The 19525-nt window shown below is 42.8% G+C and carries 21 protein-coding genes; all 21 read left to right on the top strand.

All coding sequences use genetic code 11. The features are described from left to right. Window positions 1-4: 4 nt before the first annotated feature. Complete coding sequence (gene fliJ / locus PAENI_RS17430) at window positions 5-448, top strand: flagellar export protein FliJ (protein WP_076285416.1); 444 nt, start codon at window positions 5-7, stop codon at window positions 446-448. An 18-nt stretch (window positions 449-466) separates the two neighbouring features. Next, the gene (locus PAENI_RS17425; RefSeq protein WP_316502826.1) at window positions 467-1408 is read left to right on the top strand and encodes a MotE family protein; all 942 of its coding nucleotides are present in this window, start codon (window positions 467-469) and stop codon (window positions 1406-1408) included. Between the two features lie 25 nt (window positions 1409-1433). Next, a complete protein-coding gene (locus tag PAENI_RS17420; RefSeq protein WP_149646140.1) occupies window positions 1434-2909 on the top strand; it encodes a flagellar hook-length control protein FliK in 1476 nt (491 codons plus the stop codon). Between the two features lie 32 nt (window positions 2910-2941). Then, entirely contained in the window at window positions 2942-3439 is a 498-nt protein-coding gene (locus PAENI_RS17415; protein ID WP_076285418.1) for a flagellar hook capping FlgD N-terminal domain-containing protein, read from the top strand. Further along, window positions 3436-3822, top strand: coding sequence for a TIGR02530 family flagellar biosynthesis protein (locus PAENI_RS17410; protein ID WP_076119556.1), 387 nt, complete (start codon window positions 3436-3438; stop codon window positions 3820-3822). The genes PAENI_RS17415 and PAENI_RS17410 overlap by 4 nt, the downstream gene beginning before the upstream one ends. 103 nt (window positions 3823-3925) lie before the next feature. Next, on the top strand, window positions 3926-4744 hold the full coding sequence (gene flgG / locus PAENI_RS17405) for a flagellar basal body rod protein FlgG (RefSeq protein WP_149646139.1): 819 nt from the start codon (window positions 3926-3928) through the stop codon (window positions 4742-4744). Between the two features lie 89 nt (window positions 4745-4833). Further along, a complete protein-coding gene (locus tag PAENI_RS17400) occupies window positions 4834-5058 on the top strand; it encodes a flagellar FlbD family protein (RefSeq protein WP_042128923.1) in 225 nt (74 codons plus the stop codon). After that, the gene (locus PAENI_RS17395) at window positions 5055-5522 is read left to right on the top strand and encodes a flagellar basal body-associated FliL family protein (RefSeq protein WP_042189445.1); all 468 of its coding nucleotides are present in this window, start codon (window positions 5055-5057) and stop codon (window positions 5520-5522) included. Before PAENI_RS17400 ends, PAENI_RS17395 begins: the two co-directional genes overlap by 4 nt. A 39-nt stretch (window positions 5523-5561) precedes the next feature. Continuing rightward, the gene (gene fliM / locus PAENI_RS17390) at window positions 5562-6560 is read left to right on the top strand and encodes a flagellar motor switch protein FliM (RefSeq protein WP_076119558.1); all 999 of its coding nucleotides are present in this window, start codon (window positions 5562-5564) and stop codon (window positions 6558-6560) included. Then, the gene (fliY, locus tag PAENI_RS17385; RefSeq protein ID WP_149646138.1) at window positions 6550-7851 is read left to right on the top strand and encodes a flagellar motor switch phosphatase FliY; all 1302 of its coding nucleotides are present in this window, start codon (window positions 6550-6552) and stop codon (window positions 7849-7851) included. Before fliM ends, fliY begins: the two co-directional genes overlap by 11 nt. 26 nt (window positions 7852-7877) lie before the next feature. Next, a complete protein-coding gene (locus PAENI_RS17380) occupies window positions 7878-8243 on the top strand; it encodes a response regulator (RefSeq protein WP_036688523.1) in 366 nt (121 codons plus the stop codon). A gap of 9 nt (window positions 8244-8252) precedes the next feature. Continuing rightward, window positions 8253-8780, top strand: a complete 528-nt coding sequence (locus tag PAENI_RS17375; protein ID WP_042128914.1) for a flagellar biosynthetic protein FliO — start codon at window positions 8253-8255, stop codon at window positions 8778-8780. Then, on the top strand, window positions 8777-9541 hold the full coding sequence (gene fliP, locus PAENI_RS17370) for a flagellar type III secretion system pore protein FliP (RefSeq protein WP_042189441.1): 765 nt from the start codon (window positions 8777-8779) through the stop codon (window positions 9539-9541). The genes PAENI_RS17375 and fliP overlap by 4 nt, the downstream gene beginning before the upstream one ends. Before the next feature lie 21 nt (window positions 9542-9562). After that, a complete protein-coding gene (gene fliQ / locus PAENI_RS17365) occupies window positions 9563-9832 on the top strand; it encodes a flagellar biosynthesis protein FliQ (RefSeq protein WP_036688516.1) in 270 nt (89 codons plus the stop codon). Between the two features lie 9 nt (window positions 9833-9841). After that, complete coding sequence (fliR, locus tag PAENI_RS17360) at window positions 9842-10627, top strand: flagellar biosynthetic protein FliR (RefSeq protein WP_042194135.1); 786 nt, start codon at window positions 9842-9844, stop codon at window positions 10625-10627. A gap of 22 nt (window positions 10628-10649) precedes the next feature. Further along, entirely contained in the window at window positions 10650-11744 is a 1095-nt protein-coding gene (gene flhB, locus PAENI_RS17355) for a flagellar biosynthesis protein FlhB (protein WP_042189439.1), read from the top strand. Between the two features lie 17 nt (window positions 11745-11761). Further along, complete coding sequence (gene flhA / locus PAENI_RS17350; RefSeq protein WP_149646137.1) at window positions 11762-13795, top strand: flagellar biosynthesis protein FlhA; 2034 nt, start codon at window positions 11762-11764, stop codon at window positions 13793-13795. Beyond that, entirely contained in the window at window positions 13792-15153 is a 1362-nt protein-coding gene (gene flhF / locus PAENI_RS17345; RefSeq protein WP_149646136.1) for a flagellar biosynthesis GTPase FlhF, read from the top strand. Before flhA ends, flhF begins: the two co-directional genes overlap by 4 nt. Next, window positions 15150-16031, top strand: coding sequence for a MinD/ParA family protein (locus PAENI_RS17340; protein WP_076285422.1), 882 nt, complete (start codon window positions 15150-15152; stop codon window positions 16029-16031). The genes flhF and PAENI_RS17340 overlap by 4 nt, the downstream gene beginning before the upstream one ends. Window positions 16032-16064: 33 nt before the next feature. Then, window positions 16065-17396, top strand: coding sequence for a protein-glutamate methylesterase/protein-glutamine glutaminase (locus tag PAENI_RS17335; RefSeq protein ID WP_149646135.1), 1332 nt, complete (start codon window positions 16065-16067; stop codon window positions 17394-17396). A gap of 34 nt (window positions 17397-17430) precedes the next feature. Next, window positions 17431-19503 carry a chemotaxis protein CheA gene (locus tag PAENI_RS17330; protein ID WP_149646134.1) on the top strand — a complete coding sequence of 691 codons (2073 nt, stop codon included), beginning with the start codon at window positions 17431-17433 and terminating at the stop codon, window positions 19501-19503. Window positions 19504-19525 lie beyond the last annotated feature (22 nt).

Raw genomic sequence — 19525 nt, 5'->3', positions numbered from 1 at the left:
TATCATGAGATTTCATTATACTTTTCAAAAAGTCGTTGACTTGAAGGGCAATGAGAAGACACAGGCAGAATGGATGCTCTCAAGCGCGCTTGGAGAATTGCAGGCACAAGAAAGAAGCCTGGATGAACTCACCTTTCAGCGGAGCGCTATTATGTTATCTTTACAAAATGCCGCAGAACAAAAGGCACCTATGGCGAAGATTCGTGAAATGCAAGAATATGTAGAATACCTGGATATATGCATTGCCCGTAAACATACGGACATTAGAAGTGCACATCAGGAAGTCTTGAAGAAGCAAGATCAGTTAAGCACAAAGGTATTAGACGAAAAAGTATGGTTAAAGGCAAAAGATAAGGCTGAGACACAGTTTCAGCAAAGTATGATTTTACGGGAACAAAACGAACTGGATGAGATGGCAACCGTCCGCTTCGCGATGAAATCCCTCTAACCCGGGAGGTTTCCGCTAGTGGCTAATATTGATAATGACATGGAACTTGAAAATGAAGGGTCAGCGGGGAAATTTGAGCGGTTCTTATTTCTAATGATACCGATTATCTTCACGCTAGTACTGCTTGGAGTACTGTTGACGCTTTTTAATATGGACATTCGTAATAACGTGCTTGAAGTTGCGAATAAAATTCCGATTCTGGAAAAATGGGTTCCTGATCCGCCAACAGATCCTTCTAAACCGAAGGAAGAAAGCAAAAAGCAGGAAGTGAGCTCAAACTCAACGATTAAGGAGCTCAAAGCTCAGCTTGCCCAGCAGGCAGATGAGTTGAAGAAGGTCACAGATGAAAAAACAGCCCAGGATACCAAGGTTCAGGCGCTAGAGTCGCAAATTCAGGGAATGAAGACGGAAGCTGCTGCAGCTGCTGAAGTAAACAGTGAGGAAACAGAAGACCCTTATCAGAAGCAGGTTACTGATCTGGCGAAGCTGTACGCGGGCATGAAAGCTTCCAAAGCTGCACCGATTATGGAGAACTTGACTACAGAAGAGATGGTGCAGATATTCAGCGTTATGAATAAAGCGAGTAAAACTGCGATTCTGGAAAAAATGGATCCTCAAAAAGCGGCAGATGTCACGATTAAGTTGAAAGAAACCACCTCTTCGAGTGATATGGCTATTGCTGCTCTTCAAGCTAGATTGAAAAAAGAAGCTGGCACTACTCAAACGACTAAAACTAGTACAAATCTGGATAAGGAAAAGTTGAACCAAACCTTTAGTTCAATGACGCCTGCCAATGCAGCTTCTCTACTAGGAGAAATGTATAAGATTAGTCCTGATAAAGTAGTAACGATTATGAATACCGTAAGTGATAGTGTTCGTTCTTCGATTTTGGGGGAAATGACTAAAAATGATAGTTCGCAAACCGCGAAGATTGTTAACCGTTTGATGGGTGCTAAATAAATATTGAAAGGAGGTGAAAAATAATATGAGTTTAGTGGTTCAATCGCTTGTGAGCGCAAATGCTACAGCTGCAAGTGGTAGCTCATCGACTTCTACTGGCACAACAGCTGCTGTACCTTTCGCGCAGACTTTAGTGCAAACTATGGGAGGAAACACAGCTAACACCACATCGGTACCTACTGATCCGCTTCTGGGAAATCTAGCCTCTTTATTGCAAGGTCTTTTAAAGGAAGTGCAGACAACTGGAGAAGATCAAGGGGGACAAGATACGCAGAATTCTGATCTTATCGAGAAGCTAACTGCTGATGTTGAAAATCTGGATGAAAGCATCAATAGCGATCCTGCTGTGCTGGTAGCTTTGCAAGCTTGGCTTCTTCAGGTATCAGCTCTTCTATCAGGAAGTCAAGCGACTGAAGGTGATGCTACATCTGATACGGAGTCGGCAGGAAGCTTGTCGCCGTTAGCTAAGCATGCGGATACACTGCGATTTGCTGTTCAAGATGATTTGCAAAGTTTAGTTACTATGATTCAGGAAGCTGCTGTCAGTGGGAACGAAGAAGCTGCTAGTAAAGGAATAAGCTTGTTAAATAATTTCACAGCAATACTAGAACAGTCCTCCGCTAACACTATTAAGGGGAAGGGAAAGAACTCCAGTATAAATGAAAATTCTGGTGTATCTGTACAACAACCTATAGTGACTGAAAGCAAAGGTAATACGACGGACAAAACCATTCAAAACCTTAGTAATCGTGCTGGAGAAGCAGCTGCAATTAAGAATGAAGCAGTCCTAACTTCGCCTGTGACCTCAGGAACTGTTCAAGATCCTGAAGCAGAGCTTACCGCTCCATTGATTAAAAGCAGTGCAACTGGAGAAACAAAGCAGGCAGAATCAGCTCAAGATTCCACATCAGGAACTACTATCATAGAAGGAGATCATGAGGTTGTAACTGCTGGTCAACTAGCTCTTAGGGGAGGAATTACTGCTCCGTTGAAGGCTGAGGTTCCAGTAGCTCCTGTACCCGTTCATCAGTTTGCACAGGAAATGACCGGTTTTATCACAGGTAAATTGGAGATTGTCCAAAAAGGCGGAGTAGCTGAGGCTACGATATCACTCTTTCCAGAAAATCTCGGACAAGTAGATGTTAAGATTACTATGCAAAACGGCCATCTGGTTGCACAGTTTATGACTGAACATTCCGGAGCTAAGGATATGTTGGAACAGCAGATGAACCAGCTTCGAGCGGCATTGCAGTCTCAAGGCCTCCAAGTAGAAAAATTGGAAGTCACACAAAATAATACCCCCCTCAATTCACAATGGGGTCAAGAAGGACGCCAACCTGGTTCTGGAAGTGGTCAGCAGGGAAGACGCTCCAAAGAAAGTCGTGAGGAAGCTAATGATGCCATTCTTGCCGCAGAGCTAAATGGTGAATGGAAAGATTGGGTTTCAAACGCAGGGCAAGAAGATGATAATCAAGGGAACTCTTTCTCTGCCAAAGCTTAAACTTATCAAAAGTGAAAGAGAGGTGAACGGTTATGACGACAACAACAACTCCTCCTGTTTCTACCAAAGACCAGTGGAATTATACAACTCCTGAATCTACTAAAACAACAGGGAATTCCGTATTGGGTAAGGATCAGTTTTTGAAGATATTGATCACCCAGCTGCAGAATCAAGATCCGATGCAGCCGATGCAAGATAAAGAATTTATTGCTCAAATGGCACAGTTTACATCTGTTGAGCAGCTGATGAATATCTCTACACAGCTTACATCAATGAATCAGTCTCTTGGCTCAGTATCCGGCTTGATTGGTAAAGATATCACATGGACGGATACCGCCACAAATCTACCTAAGACAGGGAATGTTGAATCAATCGTTGTCAGCAAGGGGATTCAATATGCGGTTGTGGGGAAAGACAGAATTGCTTTAACCGATATTACACAAATTCAGAATCCCGCAACAACAGAGAATGGTTCTGGTACAGATAGTAATACTCCGGAGAATAACGGAGGAAGCGAGGCGACAATATGAGTGACAGGCTGACCATAGGCCAACTGTATCCTGCGTCGTCCCTACATTCCTCAACGTTACAGCGATCTTCGATACCGAAGCAGACTGTGACTGGAGAAGCCACCTTTGAGAGCGTACTGCAACAGAAGCTACTAAAATTCAGCAATCATGCTGCTAAGCGTCTTGAACAAAGAGGAATTGAACTTGGAAGCAGACAACTGGATCAGATTTCTTCTGCTGTGGATAAAGCTGCTGCCAAAGGCAGTAAAGAATCCTTGATATTAATGAAGGACTTGGCATTTATCGTAAGTGTCCCGAATCGTACGGTTGTAACCGCTATGGATGGAAATTCGATTAAAGATAACGTGTTTACGCAAATTGATAGTGCAATTGTGATTTCATAACCGGCTGGTCCTAACGGAAAGCCGAGGCGGCCGCTGACCGACTGACGCGGTCCCATTCACTTAGTAAGTTATTAGGACTCTATAATCTGGGAGGACAACACAAATGTTAAGATCTATGTATTCAGGGGTTTCGGGGATGAGAGGCTTTCAGACTAAGCTTGATGTAATCGGTAATAACATTGCCAATGTCAATACAATTGGTTTTAAATCAGGACGGGTTATGTTCAAGGACATTATGAGTCAAACCGTTTCTGGTGTAACAGCTCCTAGTGATGATGGTGCAGGTGGTATGAATGCTAAACAAGTAGGACTGGGTGTAAGTATCGCTTCTATTGATACCCTCCATTTACCTGGTAGTGCTCAAACTACTAATAACCCGACAGATTTGCGCATTGACGGAGATGGTTTTTTCCTAGTAAAGCTATCAGAAGATCAAGAAACACCCTTCTTGACTCGTGCAGGAGATTTTCATGTAGATGCTGCACGTAATCTTGTAACTTCTGACGGACTTCATGTGCTAGATTCCGATGGTGGACCCATTCAACTGGGTGATGATGTAACAGCATTCTCCATTTCCAATGATGGAACGATTGTTCAAACCATGTCAGATGGAACGACTCAAGGCGGAGTGAAGATTGGTGTAGCCAAGGTTACTAATCCATCTGGTTTAGAGAAAATTGGTGGTAATCTGTACCGTATGACACTTAATGCGAATGCAGAAGGCGAACTTGTTCCGACTACAGCGAATAATACAGAAGATGGCACTGGCGCTATCATTTCTGGTCAACTCGAAATGTCCAATGTGGATCTTACGAATGAATTTACAGAAATGATTGTATCGCAACGTGGATTCCAGGCGAACTCTCGTATCATTACGACTTCTGATGAAGTGCTGCAGGAAGTAGTTAACCTGAAGCGTTAATTTTATCAATAATTTAATATCTTTTTTAAAGATTAACGCGGAGTCGTGGGGGAGGTACCCCTCCCCCTATTTTTGTTAGGAGGCCTGTTATGATATCGGTAACGAGATTAAATGGAACACCGATGTGGATCAATGCCCTACTGGTAGAAATGGTAGAAGAAAGCCCGGATACATATATTACGCTAGTAACCGGAAAAAGACTGATCGTGCTTGAAAAAGCTGATGAAGTTATTACGAAGATCCGGGATTATAACAGGGACATAGGCACATATGCTGCCACCATTAAAGTCCAGTCAATGGAGGAGCTAACATGAAGAAGATGCTGCCATGGTTACTTACGATTTTACTTGCGATTACACTTATCGTGATCGCCGCATTTTTATTAATGGACAAGATCTTTCCGAAAGATTCGAATGATGTAAATGCTGCGGTTCAAAGTGTGGAAACCAAGTATTTAACTGCAGATGAAATCGTCGAATTAACGGCAGAGATCAAAGATATCAAAACAAATCTTGCTGATCCCGATTATATCGTTCAAATAGATTTCGCCTTTCAACTGAATTCTGCGAAATCAAAGGAAGCATTCGAAAAAATAAAAGAGATCAAAATCAAACCGATTATTATCAAAACGCTTGCAGATACCAAACCTGAGGAGCTTAATGGAGCAAATGGCAAAGACCAGCTTAGCAGCAAGCTTGTTAATCTGATCAATAAGACATTGACCGAAGGCAAAATCACTCAGATCGAAGTCACCAAATACCTTTTGGCTTCTATGTAGCTTCAGGCATGATAATTCTTTGATAGGGGGGTGATTGAATTGGTTGATGTACTATCACAAAACGAAATAGATGCTCTACTTGCTGCACTTTCTTCAGGTGAGATGGATGCCGATGAACTTAAAAAGGAAGAAACTCAGAAGAAGATCCGATCTTATGACTTTAAACGGGCTGTTCGATTTTCTAAAGATCATATTCGTAGTCTTACAAGGATTCATGACAATTTCGCACGCTATCTTACAACGTACTTTTCAGCCCAATTACGCACCTTTGTGCAGATTAATGTCGTTCAAGTAGAGCAGCTCCCTTATGATGAATTCATTCGTTCCATTCCGAAAATGACAATACTGAACATTTTTGAAGCCGAACCTTTAGAAGGTCGAATGGTAATGGAAGTTCATCCAAACATCGCTTTCGCTATGCTGGACAGATTGCTGGGCGGTTTTGGGACTGCGCCATCTAAGATTAATGCTTTAACTGAAATCGAAACAACGATTATGGAGCGTATCTTCAGCAGATGTTTTGAGAGTTTGCAGGAGGCTTGGAAGACTGTGCTGGATATCCATCCGCGCATGGAAGCGCTCGAAACGAACCCACAGTTCATGCAAATTGTATCGCCAAATGAGACCATTGCATTGATCTCGTTAAGCACCAAAATTGGAGATACAACAGGTATGATCAATCTGTGCATACCGCACGTCGTTCTGGAACCAATAATGTCTAGACTATCTGTTCACCAATGGTTTGTAACAGAGAAGAAGACGCGGGATGCAGATGAACTTGAAGCTATTAAAGCTAGAGTTCATAAGGCGAAACTGCCGATTGTCGCTGAACTTGGAGAATCGAGCTTATCTATATCTGAGTTTCTTGGGCTTAGCGTCGGTGACGTGATCTCACTAAACAGGAATGTAGATACTGGACTCTCGATTAAGGTAGGGGAGAAGCTTAAGTTCATCGGAAGTCCTGGAATGGTGAAAGACCGGGTAGCCGTGCAAATAGACGAGATTGTCAGTGAAGGAGTTGAAGAATTTGACGAGTAAAGATTATTTATCCCAAGAAGAAATCGACGCCCTTCTGAGACAATCTGCGGAAGGCTCATTGGCTCCTTCAGAGAAAACGGTAAATGACTATTTAACACCGTTTGAACAGGATGCTTTGGGTGAAATCGGTAATATAACGTTTGGTAGTGCAGCGACAGCTCTTTCCACTTTACTGGGGAAAAAGGTTGATATTACAACCCCTCAAGTTTCCATCATTACACGCGGGGAGTTTGAAGTGGCTTTTCCTAAACCACATGTAGCTGTACACGTGGAATATGTAGATGGATTTCAGGGTATTAACTCACTTGTTATTAAGATTAGGGATGCACAGGTCATCGCAGATTTAATGCTTGGTGGGGAAGGCGAACCTAAAGATGAAGAATTGAATGAAATTCACATTAGTGCTGTGCAGGAAGCTATGAACCAAATGATGGGTTCTTCTGCCACATCAATGTCTACGATCTTCAATCGATTTGTTAATATTTCGCCTCCGGGTATCGACATTTTAAACATGTCCAGTGGTGAAGGTGTAGGCAGCTTACCCAATGAAGAAACCTTAATTCGAATTTCGTTTCGACTTAAGATAGGAGATTTAATAGACTCTACTATTATGCAGCTCTTGCCTGTCCAGTTTGCTAAGGATATGGTAACGATGCTTCTGGGTGATGTTAGCCCTGCAGCGCAGGAGGCTGCAGTTACGTCGACAGAGACTCCTGCTAAGCCAGCTCAAGAGACGCCTCCTGTAGCTCCACCGGTGCACCAGGCGCCTTCACAGCCCGCAGGAGAAATACCTCCGCCATACCCGCCGCAGGGGATGCCTGGTTATCCAGGAATGCCAGAAGGCGGATATTATTACCCTCCAGCAGGAATGCCGGCGTATGGCATGCCAGGGATGCCACCCTACGGAATGCCGCCTCAAGGCATGCCTTATGGGCAGACACCACCGCTTAGTCCTGAAGCGAATCGCAATGTAAATGTACAGCCTGTACAGTTTGCTAACCTTAACGGTGGAGCATTTGGTCATATTGATGAAAACAATTTAAATTTATTGATGGACATACCGCTTAGAGTAACCGTAGAATTAGGAAGGACCCAGAAGCAGATTAAAGATATTTTAGAAATGTCTCAAGGCTCGATCATTGAGCTGGACAAGCTCGCCGGTGAGCCTGTAGATATTTTGGTTAACAACAAGCTTATTGCCAAAGGTGAAGTCGTAGTTATCGACGAAAACTTCGGCGTACGCGTTACGGATATCGTCAGCCAGTGGGACCGAATTCAGAAATTACAATAAGCATACTTAGGGAGGATTTTGTAAAAATGGCTAACCGAATTCTAATCGTGGACGATGCAGCATTTATGAGAATGATGATCCGTGACATTTTGTCGAAAAACGGATTTGAAGTAGTGGGCGAAGCTCAGGACGGTTCTCAAGCTATAGAGAAATTTAAAGAACTGCGTCCAGACCTTATCACGATGGATATAACTATGCCTGAGATGGACGGAATCGCCGCCCTGAAAGAAATCAAGAAGGTAGATCCGGCTGCTAAGGTCATCATGTGTTCAGCCATGGGCCAGCAGGCTATGGTTATCGATGCTATTCAAGCGGGAGCAAAAGACTTTATTGTGAAGCCTTTCCAAGCTGACCGAGTTATCGAAGCTATCAACAAAACGTTGGGTGTGTAGGAAAAAGACATGCCCGTCAATTCAGAACCGCTCGGGAGCAATAACACCCTGCTGAATTTGCTTAACGTTATTATTGTCCTTGCGGTAATCATTGTACTTATTGTGCTGCTGATCCGTTTTCTTGGACGTCGTAATCAGACCTTTATGAGCGGGCGATCCATTCGAACGCTTGGTGCTGTGGGGCTGGGACCTAACAAGTCGATGCAGGTTATTGAACTGGGAAGCAGCCTTTACTTAATCGGGATTGGTGAGAATATATCCATCTTGGATAAAGTCACTGATCCGGATGAGGTGGCTTTGATCATTGCAGCATTTGAGGATCAGTCCTCCAACCAGAATAATTTTCTCGCACCGCTTATTGCCAAGGTTAAGGTTAAGCTGCGTGGGGAGGTTCCATCAGAAGAAATCGAGCTTAGTGAAACATCATCTTTTTACGAGACACTGCAATCCAAGCTTCGTTCTGCACCAGAGCGTAAAGAGAAAATGGAAGAGCTGTTCCGGGATGATGCTACTAAGGATGAGTCGAGGAATTTATGAAAAAGAAGCTAATTCTTGCTATTCTGCTGTTCGGGTTCATTAGTATAGTTATGATGCGGCCGATACATGCTGATCCTATACCTAATGTTAATATTCAGGTCGGTAATGAAGACGGTTCAAGCGGTGGTACCAGTTCCATATCAATTCTTCTTCTCGTTACGGTTCTGAGTATTGCTCCGGCGTTTCTAGTTCTTATGACCAGTTTTACTAGAATTGTAATCGTGCTCGGTTTTGTTAGAACCTCACTTGGTACTCAGGCCATGCCTCCGAATCAGGTGCTGGTAGGGCTTGCTCTGTTTCTGACCCTGTTCATTATGTCGCCAACTTTGGCGCAAGTGAATGAAACGGCATTACAGCCGTATATGAAGGGGACGATTACCCAGACTGAGGCTTTTGATAAAGCTGCTGATCCGATGAAAGAGTTTATGTTTAAACAGACCAATTCCAAAGACCTTTTGTTATTTATGAAATATACCGGTTATACGGGATCAGCTAAACCGGCTACATACAGTGATATTCCACTGACGGTGATGGTGCCAGCTTTCGCAATTGGAGAATTGAAAAAAGCTTTTACAATGGGCTTCTTAATTTTCATTCCATTTCTGATTATTGATATTGTTGTGGCGAGTACGCTGATGGCCATGGGGATGATGATGCTTCCCCCGGTCATGATTTCATTACCTTTTAAAATTATGCTCTTTGTACTGGTAGACGGCTGGTACTTAGTCATTAAATCACTACTTCTTAGTTTTAACACCTGACCTTAAGAGGAGGCATGAGGATTGAGTACGGAGTTTATTATCGGTCTAGCAAGCCAAGCCGTATATTTAGTGCTGGAAGTCAGCGCTCCCATGCTGATTCTTGGTCTGGTGGTAGGGCTAATAATCAGTATCTTTCAAGCTACGACACAGATTCAGGAACAGACGCTAGCGTTTGTTCCAAAAATCGTCGCAGTACTGCTGGCTTTATTGCTATTTGGACCGTGGATCATCACGAAGCTAATTGACTTTACTAGCCAAATTCTAGGCAATCTCTATATGTATATTGGTTAACCAATGAACATGGATACCTTATTGCAAAGTTTACCCGTCTTTTTGCTTATTTTTTGTCGAATTACAGCCTTTTTTGTTGTCGTTCCTGTATTTTCTTCTCAAGGGGTACCGACAACTTTTAAGATTGGCATATCTTTTTTTGTAGCATTGGTAGTCTTTAGTGCTAATGGAACAGGAATTACGATTCCGCAGGATTTTAGTTATATTTTGCTGATTATGAGAGAAGTATTAATAGGTTTATTGCTAGGTTTTATTGGATATTTGATGTTTATGGCGATTCAGACAGCAGGTTCTTTCATTGATATTCAGATTGGCTTCGGTATTGCCAACGTGATTGATCCTATGACAGGAACGTCAGCACCTATTCTCGGTAATTTCAAATATATGATAGCCCTGCTAATGTTTTTGAGTATGAATGGACATCACCATTTACTAGATGCCATTGTGTACAGCTATAAATGGATTCCTATGAATAATGATTTATTTCTACGCATGGTTGATGGTAGTTTGTCAGAGTTTCTGGTCCGAACATTTGCGCAGTCGTTTGTATTAGCTTTTCAAATGTCGGCTCCATTAGTAACTGCACTGTTTCTGACCGATGTTGGTCTTGCTTTTTTAGCGAGAACGGCTCCGCAATATAATGTATTCGTTATAGGGGTTCCTCTAAAAATCATCATAGGTATTGCACTTCTTTTAGTGCTGATGCCAGGTCTGGCTGTGTTGTTTCAGAATCTCTTCGAAATCATGTTCGAATCCATGGAGAATTTACTGGGTCTCATGGGGAAGAAGCCGTAGGTGACCGTAAGGGGAGAGTATTATGCCTAAGACGAAGCGTTATAGACTAGATCTTCAACTCTTCGCCGGTGAAAAGACGGAAAAAGCAACCCCGAAGAAACGGCAGGATGCTCGTAAAAAAGGCCAAGTAGCCAAAAGTGCTGAGCTGTCTGGTGCGGTTGTATTGCTAGCTGCGGTAGTTAGCTTGATGATGTTTGGTGGTTTTATGAAAGAGCGTTTTATGAAGCTATACACGGACGTATTTCAGAATCGAATGATGCTGGACGTTACGCCTGAGAATATAACGCTGCTATTTAATCAGTATGGCTTGCAAATCTTGATTTTGCTAGCTCCATTACTTGGAATTACGTTTGTTATGGCACTTGTTTCCAACTTGGCGCAGGTGGGCTTTATGGCTACAGGAGAGGGGATTACTCCTAAATTCAGTAAGATTAATCCGATAAAAGGATTCAAAAATATTTTCTCTATGCGTTCGTTTGTAGAATTCCTGAAATCAATATTTAAGCTTCTAATTATTTCTTATCTGGTATATAGCACATTATGGGGAGAAAAGAAGAACTTTGCATCCCTGTCGCATATCAGTGCGGAGGGAATTTTTAAGTTTGCGGCCAAGCTGACGATGAGTCTTGGTTTGAAAATCGGGGTTGCCCTGCTAATTATGGCTTTTCTAGATTTTATGTATCAGAAGTACGAGCACGAAAAAAGCCTGAAAATGTCTAAGCAGGATATCAAGGATGAATACAAAAAAATGGAGGGTGACCCTCTAATTAAAGGTAAGATCAGGGAACGCCAACGCAGAATGGCCATGCAGCGTATGATGCAGGAAGTTCCTAACGCGGATGTAATTATTACAAATCCAACTCACTTTGCTGTTGCGCTAAAATATGATGGTTCCAAAATGGAGGCGCCACAGATTATTGCAAAAGGGCAGGATTATGTAGCACTTCGTATACGGGAGCTGGCTAAAGAACATGGCGTCGTGACTATGGAAAACAAACCGCTGGCACGGGCATTATTCCAAAGAGCAGAAATTGGAGATGTCGTTCCAAATGATCTGTTTCAGGCTGTAGCTGAAGTGCTGGCATATGTATATAAACTTAAAGGTAAGAGGAAATAAGGCGGGGGGTTAGGACATTGAAAGCTAAAGATTTAACAGTTTTGCTAGGCATCATCGGTATTGTGCTTATGATGATTCTGCCTATCCCGTCCTGGCTTTTGGACGTTTTGCTAGTTATTAATATTTCTATAGCATTAATTATCATATTAGTTGCTATGAACACGAAGAATGCGCTCGAATTTTCAATTTTTCCTTCATTATTGCTTGTTACGACATTGTTTCGTCTGTCACTAAACATTTCGACAACGAAATTGATCCTGACTTACGCAGATGCCGGTTCCGTGGTATCTACTTTCGGAAGCTGGATCGCCGGTGGACAAATTGCCGTTGGATTTATCGTGTTTCTGATTTTGGTAGTAGTTCAGTTTATTGTTATTACTAAAGGTTCAGAGCGTGTAGCTGAGGTAGGGGCGAGATTTACCTTGGATGCGATGCCCGGCAAGCAGATGAGTATTGATGCCGATCTTAACGCAGGCATGATTAATGAAACACAGGCACGTGAGCGTCGCCGCAATGTTGAACGGGAAGCGGATTTTTTCGGAGCCATGGATGGTGCGAGTAAATTCGTTAAAGGAGACGCGATTGCGAGTATCATTATCCTGTTAATCAATCTTATTGGTGGATTTATTATCGGTATGGTTGTGCATGGAATGGATTTCTCCACTGCGTTATCTACTTATTCCGTATTGACGATCGGGGATGGTCTAGTCAGCCAGATTCCTGCTTTGCTCATTTCGACTGCAGCAGGTCTTATCGTTACTAGAGCTTCATCGGAAGGTAATCTGGCAGAAGAATTAACAGGTCAGTTACTCTCCTATCCAAAGTTATTATATATTGTTGCAGTTACTGTTGCTTTTCTAGGTCTCTTTACACCTATACATATGATTACTACGCTCCCGCTAGCTGGTTTGCTGGCTTTTGCAGCCTATAGTATGGGACAAAATTTAAATCGAAAACAGATTGCCGAAGAGCAGCTTGTTGAAGAGAAACAGATTGAAGAGGTACGAAGTCCGGAAAGTGTAATTAATTTACTCTCTGTAGATCCTATTGAATTCGAGTTCGGCTACGGTCTTATACCTTTGGCAGATACAGGTCAGGGTGGAGATTTACTAGATCGTATCATCATGATTCGACGGCAATGTGCACTTGAAATGGGTCTTGTAGTGCCTGTTATTCGCATTCGCGACAATATTCAACTAAAACCGAATGAATATGTCATAAAAATTAAAGGAAATACTGTCGGCGGCGGTGAATTATTACTTAATCACTACTTAGCCATGAGTCCAGGCTATGATGATGAATCTATAAACGGTATTGAGACCATTGAACCATCTTTTGGACTTCCAGCGTTGTGGATTGACGAAACGGTTAAAGAGCGGGCTGAATTGTCAGGTTATACCGTGGTAGATCCACCATCCGTTGTTGCAACTCATTTGACGGAGCTGATTAAGCGTTATGGACATGAGTTGTTAGGACGACAAGAAACTAAGATGTTGGTGGATAACCTAAGAGACAATTATCCAGTGCTTGTTGATGATCTTATTCCTTCGGTATTAGCGATTGGGGATGTGCAAAAGGTACTTGCCAAGTTGCTGCGCGAGAAAATATCGATCAGGGATTTGGTTACTATTTTTGAGACGTTGGCGGATTACGGGACGTACACCAAGGATCCTGATATTCTTACCGAATATGTTCGTCAATCCTTGTCCAGACAGATTACTCAGCAATTCTCGCAAGTTGGAGAGACTCTGAAAGTTATTACGGTAGGACCTAACCTAGAGAAGAAAATTTCTGAGAGTGTGCAGCAATCTGAACAGGGCAGTTATTTGGCATTGGATCCAGCATCGACTCAAACGATCTATCAGCGGTTAAGTGAACAGATCAATCGACTGCTGCAGTCAGGACAACAGCCCATTGTACTCACATCACCAACCATTCGTATGTATTTGCGGCAGGTGATTGAACGGACAATGCAGGATATTCCTGTACTGTCTTATAGCGAACTAGAGCCTAACATTGAAATACAAAGCGTCGGAGTGGTGAATTTATGAGAGTGAAGCGTTATGTGGTCGATACGATGCCTGACGCCATGCATTCCATTCGTAGTGAGCTTGGAAGCGAGGCTGTAATTTTAAGTACTAAAGAAATTAAGATTGGCGGATTTTTAGGATTGTTTAAAAAGAAAAAAATAGAGGTAGTAGCGGCTGTTGAAAAAGCTCAAAAGGAGAGTGCTCCTGAAAAGCCTGTGAAGCCTGCGATGAACATTCCGCGCAGCGCTGTCCCGCAAGCTTACCAAAAAGCTTCATCTTCATCATCTGCTTCTACTGTAACGTTGGAAAAGCCGGAAGAGCCTCGGTCCTTTGCGGAAATCGCCGCTGCCTTGTCGGAAGCTATTGATGTAAAAGAATCGATAACCAAACATCCAGAGCCTGATCAGAAATCTCTTGAATCCAATCCAGATGAAACTACCTCTGTATCAGCCTTATATGAATCTTTAGGGTTAGATCAAACGCCAGAGGTTGCCTCGGCGCTGGAGAATGATGTTCTTCGTGAAATTAGAGATATGAAGCTTTGGATGGAACGAATCGCGAGGCAGTCTTCAGGGGCAAGAGAATTACCGGATAGTCTCCAGCAGCTTAGAGATCTTTTGATTGAGCAGGAGATGGATACTGTACTTGTTGAGGAGTGGATCAGTAATATCTCCGAACGTTGGGCGGATGAAGGGCGTACTTGGGGACCTGAGAAATTTCAGGAGTCCTTAAAAGAACAGCTCGATGGATTCCTGTCAGGGCGAATCGCTGATGGAATTGCACCTGATACCCAAATCGTATATATTGCAGGGCCCACAGGAGTAGGAAAAACTACTACCATAGCCAAGCTTGCGGCTGAACAGCTATTCAAAAACGGACGCAAGGTTGGTTTTATCACCTCTGATACGTATCGAATTTCAGCTGTGGAGCAGTTGCGTACATACGCAGCTATCCTGAATGTTCCGCTAGAGGTTGTACAATCTCCCGGAGATTTACAAAGAGCACTCTTTCGATTGGAGAGTTGTGATCTTGTAATTATGGATACAGCTGGACGGAATTATCGTAATGATATACTTGTAGCAGAACTGCAAAGCTTGCTAGCGAAGGAATTAAGAAGTGAGACCTATCTTGTACTCAGCTTAACTTCGAAAAGCCGTGATATGAAATTGATTGCAGAGCATTTCGGCAGGTACAAGCTGGATAAAGTTATTTTTACCAAGCTAGATGAGACGGGAAGTTATGGACCACTCTTTAATGTCCTGAATGATTTCCCTCTCACATTATCTTATATGACCAATGGTCAAAATGTACCTGACGATTTATTGATGGCTTCCAAAGAACAACTTAGTGAGATGCTTCTTGGAACAGGTGAATCATGATGGATCAGGCACAATCCTTGAGACAGCTTGTATCCAGTCAGGAGCCTAAACTAGCTGAAAAAGGGGAAACATCCGCCCGTATCATTACTGTTTGTAGTGGTAAAGGTGGCGTAGGGAAATCGAATTTTACACTTAATTTCGCTTTAACTTTAAAAGCAATGGGAAAGAGAGTATTGCTGTTCGATGCAGATATTGGTATGGCTAACATAGACGTGTTAATGGGCGTGTCGGCGAAGTATAACCTATATCATCTGTTAAAAAGAGAAGCGGATATTGAGCAGATTATTCAGTTAGGACCGAACGGGCTTCCTTTTATAGCTGGTGGATCGGGCATGGATGAGTTATTTTCTCTTTCGGAATCGGATCTTAATTATTTCACAGCCCAGATAGCCCTTATTGCGGACAGCATGGATTATATTTTGTTCGATACAGGTGCTGGATTATCTAAGGAAACGATGAAGTTTATAACCTCTGCAGACGATTGCCTAGTAGTTACAACACCAGAGCCAACTGCTATAACAGACGCTTACGCATTAATGAAGGTTGTGAATCGGACGTATCCGGAGATTTCTTTTAAACTGATTGTGAATCAAGCGGGTGATGAGAGAGAAGCATCAGTGACAAGTGATAAGATCCGTATGGCGGCCAGTCGTTTTTTGCAATTAGATGTTTCCTATCTTGGTCATATAAGCTCAGATGCCCATGTAGTGCAGGCTGTCAAAAGGCAGACGCCATTTTCATTGGCTTTTCCAAACAGTGTTGCTGCAAAAGATATACATCGGCTAGCCCTAAGTTATTTGACCATAGATGGTAAAAAAGAAACAAAAGTTCAAGGTATTAAAGGCTTTATCCATAAATGGTTAAAGCGAAGTAAATAATTGTTCTGAATCTGGAACAGAGGTGGAAATGATATGAAGCCATATAAAGTTTTGGTTGTTGATGATTCTGCATTTATGCGCAAGATCATTTCCGATTTAATTGAAAATGACGCTGACTTTCAGGTGACGGCAACAGCCACAAATGGTCGCGAGGCTATCGAGAAAATAAATAAACTTCGGCCGGATCTAGTTACTATGGATGTGGAAATGCCGGAGATGAACGGCCTGGAAGCGCTGAAAATAATAATGGCGTCAGATCCGCTGCCAGTGATTATGCTGTCAGGCATCAATGAAGAGGGCATGAAGGAAACCATTCTCGCTCTGGAATGGGGCGCTTTTGATTTCATTCGTAAACCTTCAATATCAAATTCCCAGGATATAACGGGCGTAGGGGAATCCCTAAGAGAGCAAATGAAAGAAGCTATGTTGGCTCGAGAGCAACGTGAAGCGCGAGCATCTGCTTTTAGGATGCCTGACATCACGCCTTTAGAGCCATTACTGCCGACTGCACCGAGATTGTTACCGGACAAATCCAAGGCAGCACTTAAATCTTCTCTCAAAGATGAAGGAATGAGAAAACCTCGGGGGAAACAGCTAGTAGATAGTATTATCCCTAAAAAAGCAACCAAACCAATCATCTCTGCTAAAACACCGTTAATCGAAAAGTCTAAACCAAAGACTGAAGTAGAGAATAAACCAATTCCACCCAAACCGGTGATAGGGTCTTTAGTGGAGGTATCTTCTGAGCCTCCGGCACTTTCTCCGGATCGAATGGTTGGTAGCAAGAATTTGCACAAATTAGTTGCTGTCGGTTGTTCTACAGGCGGACCTCGTGCACTGAAGGTACTCCTGGAGAAAATTCCAGCGGATTTTCCAGCTCCTATTGTCATTGTGCAGCATATGCCACCTAACTTTACGAAATCACTAGCCCAGCGTCTGAATACATTCAGTCCGCTAGAAGTGTTAGAAGCAGAGCAGGGGATGATATTACGAAAAGGAGCAGCCTACATTGCGCCTGGAGGCTATCATTTACAAGTTACCCCAACATCTAAAGGGCAATATGCAGTTGTACTCACGAAGGAGGAGGCGCGAAATGGCCACCGACCTTCAGTGGATGTTTTATTCGAATCATTGCTTCCACTCACATCTCTAGATCGGCACGTGTTGTTGATGACAGGGATGGGTAGTGATGGTGCTAGGATGATGAAATCTCTCTATGACTCAGGGGTTACCTCAACATTTGCTGAAAGTGAAGAGACCTGTGTCGTTTACGGGATGCCGCGATCTGCGGTGGAATTGCAGTGCGTCAAATATGTACTGCCTTTGCAAGAAATTGCTCCAAGGCTAGTGCAAGCCGTTAAATAACGGAAAAGCGAACTCGAAGGGGAGGTGCTCTACTATGGACATGAACCAATATTTATCCATGTTTATTGATGAGTCGAATGATCATCTGCAGTCATTGAACGAGAGCATGATGGGACTGGAAGCGAATCCTGAGGATCTTAGTATCGTACAGGTTATATTCCGCTCTGCGCACACTTTAAAAGGTATGGCAGCGACTATGGGCTTTGAAGATTTGGCTTCACTTACACACCAAATGGAGAATGTGTTAGATCTTGTACGTAATAACAAGCTGCGCATGCAGGATTTCATTTTTGATACGTTATTCAAAAGTTTGGATGCCTTAGAGTCTATGGTTGAGGATATTACTAGCGGTGGCGAAGGTAAAGCAGATGTATCAGCCATTGTCTCATCCCTACAGGCTATCGTACGGGGTGAGATTCCTGTTGAAGGCGGTACAGCATCTGCTGCTAATATGCCTGCTTCACAAGCAGCTGAAACTCCGATTCATTTAGATGAGTTCCAATTTTCTGTTCTAGAACAATCGATTCAGGAAGGGCATCATGCATTGTATGTGGACGTAACGATCCGTAAGGATTGTCAACTTAAGGCTGTACGTGCATACATGGTGTTTGATCTGCTCGAACGTTCGGGGGAAGTAGTTAAATCCTTCCCATCCGTTCAAGATATAGAACAAGAGAAATTTGACCAAAGCTTCTCACTCTATTACATAACCCAAAAAAACGCTGATCAGATTCAGGCAATGATTATGAATTTGTCTGAGATTGATAAAGTAACAGCAGTAGCACTAGATCAAGAATCCTTGAAAATGCTTGGTCAAGAAACGGCAGCTGCCGTGTCAGAGGTTGCCGCAACAGCCACTATAGAGGAAACAGCTCCAGCTGCTTCAGTAGCATCTAAACCATTGCCTACCAAAGATGAAGCTAATAAGCCGGGAGCAACTAAAACAGGAGGGGCGCCTTCACGTACGATTCGTGTAGATATCGAACGCTTAGATGTGCTCATGAATCTATTTAGTGAACTTCTGATTGACAGAGTTCGTTTAGAACAGCTGGCTTCTGAGGTTCAGAATGGTGATCTTACGGAAACTGTCGAGCATATGGGCAGAGTAAGCGGAGATCTCCAGAATATTGTGATGAAGCTTCGTATGGTTCCAGTAGATACCGTATTTAACCGGTTCCCACGTATGCTTCGTGATCTAGCTAAGTCGCTGGACAAGAAAGTAGATCTAATTGTAACGGGTGCCGAAACAGAGCTTGACCGGACGGTAATTGATGAAATTGGTGATCCACTTGTACATTTATTGCGTAATGCGGTTGATCACGGAATTGAATCCATTGCTGACCGTATTGCTGCTGGTAAACCAGAGACTGGGACAGTTCATCTACGTGCTTTCCACAGCGGAAATCATGTCTTCATTGAAATTGAGGAAGATGGAACAGGCATTTATCCAGAGAAGGTTTTGAAATCTGCTGTGAAAAAAGGCGTGATCACGCAAGAGCAAGCGAAGAATATGACGGATGATGAAGCTTATCAATTACTATTTGCACCAGGTTTCAGCACGGCAGAAGTTATTTCTGATGTCTCAGGTCGTGGCGTAGGACTGGATGTAGTAAAATCTAAGATTTCTTCCCTGGGTGGTAATGTAACGATCTATTCTTCACCAGGCAAAGGTACGAATTTTTCAGTTCAGTTGCCACTTACTCTATCTATTATTGCAGCCATGCTTATTCGATTGGGTTCTGAGAAGTATGCCATTCCATTATCCTCTATTGTGGAAACTGGAATCGTGCAGAACACTCAAATCCGTACGATTCATGGCAACAAAATGATAGAGTTCAGGAATTCTCATATTCCACTAGTTTCTCTAAGTCGTCTATTTTCGGTACCTGATTATGATGAGAGTACTGAAGAAGAGACAGAGATCGTAGTTGTACGTAAGGGAGAACGTCTTGTAGCCTTAGCTGTACAGGATTTTATTGGTCAGAACGAGATCGTTATCAAGAATCTGGGTAAATATTTACCTGAAATTCAAGGGATATCTGGCGCAACGATACTTGGAGATGGCCAAGTCGCACTTATTATTGATCCGAACGCTTTTATTAAATAACTAGGATAGAACAGGGAGGTTC

Origin of the sequence: Paenibacillus sp. B2(2019), assembly GCF_008370385.1 — a bacterium.
Lineage (GTDB): Bacteria > Bacillota > Bacilli > Paenibacillales > Paenibacillaceae > Paenibacillus_AQ.
Note: the sequence above shows the minus strand (reverse complement) of the source record. Positions and strands in the feature narration are given on the sequence as shown.

Excerpts from the sequence above, each read along its gene's own strand:
- PAENI_RS17380 (WP_036688523.1), top strand. The coding sequence starts at position 7,878 with ATGGCTAACCGAATTCTAATCGTGGACGATGCAGCATTTATGAGAATG.
- PAENI_RS17420 (WP_149646140.1), top strand. The coding sequence starts at position 1,434 with ATGAGTTTAGTGGTTCAATCGCTTGTGAGCGCAAATGCTACAGCTGCA.
- PAENI_RS17410 (WP_076119556.1), top strand. The coding sequence starts at position 3,436 with ATGAGTGACAGGCTGACCATAGGCCAACTGTATCCTGCGTCGTCCCTA.
- flhB (WP_042189439.1), top strand. The coding sequence starts at position 10,650 with ATGCCTAAGACGAAGCGTTATAGACTAGATCTTCAACTCTTCGCCGGT.
- PAENI_RS17400 (WP_042128923.1), top strand. The coding sequence starts at position 4,834 with ATGATATCGGTAACGAGATTAAATGGAACACCGATGTGGATCAATGCC.
- PAENI_RS17335 (WP_149646135.1), top strand. The coding sequence starts at position 16,065 with ATGAAGCCATATAAAGTTTTGGTTGTTGATGATTCTGCATTTATGCGC.
- PAENI_RS17415 (WP_076285418.1), top strand. The coding sequence starts at position 2,942 with ATGACGACAACAACAACTCCTCCTGTTTCTACCAAAGACCAGTGGAAT.
- PAENI_RS17375 (WP_042128914.1), top strand. The coding sequence starts at position 8,253 with ATGCCCGTCAATTCAGAACCGCTCGGGAGCAATAACACCCTGCTGAAT.
- PAENI_RS17395 (WP_042189445.1), top strand. The coding sequence starts at position 5,055 with ATGAAGAAGATGCTGCCATGGTTACTTACGATTTTACTTGCGATTACA.
- flgG (WP_149646139.1), top strand. The coding sequence starts at position 3,926 with ATGTTAAGATCTATGTATTCAGGGGTTTCGGGGATGAGAGGCTTTCAG.
- fliP (WP_042189441.1), top strand. The coding sequence starts at position 8,777 with ATGAAAAAGAAGCTAATTCTTGCTATTCTGCTGTTCGGGTTCATTAGT.
- flhF (WP_149646136.1), top strand. The coding sequence starts at position 13,792 with ATGAGAGTGAAGCGTTATGTGGTCGATACGATGCCTGACGCCATGCAT.
- PAENI_RS17340 (WP_076285422.1), top strand. The coding sequence starts at position 15,150 with ATGATGGATCAGGCACAATCCTTGAGACAGCTTGTATCCAGTCAGGAG.
- PAENI_RS17330 (WP_149646134.1), top strand. The coding sequence starts at position 17,431 with ATGGACATGAACCAATATTTATCCATGTTTATTGATGAGTCGAATGAT.
- fliR (WP_042194135.1), top strand. The coding sequence starts at position 9,842 with ATGGATACCTTATTGCAAAGTTTACCCGTCTTTTTGCTTATTTTTTGT.
- fliJ (WP_076285416.1), top strand. The coding sequence starts at position 5 with ATGAGATTTCATTATACTTTTCAAAAAGTCGTTGACTTGAAGGGCAAT.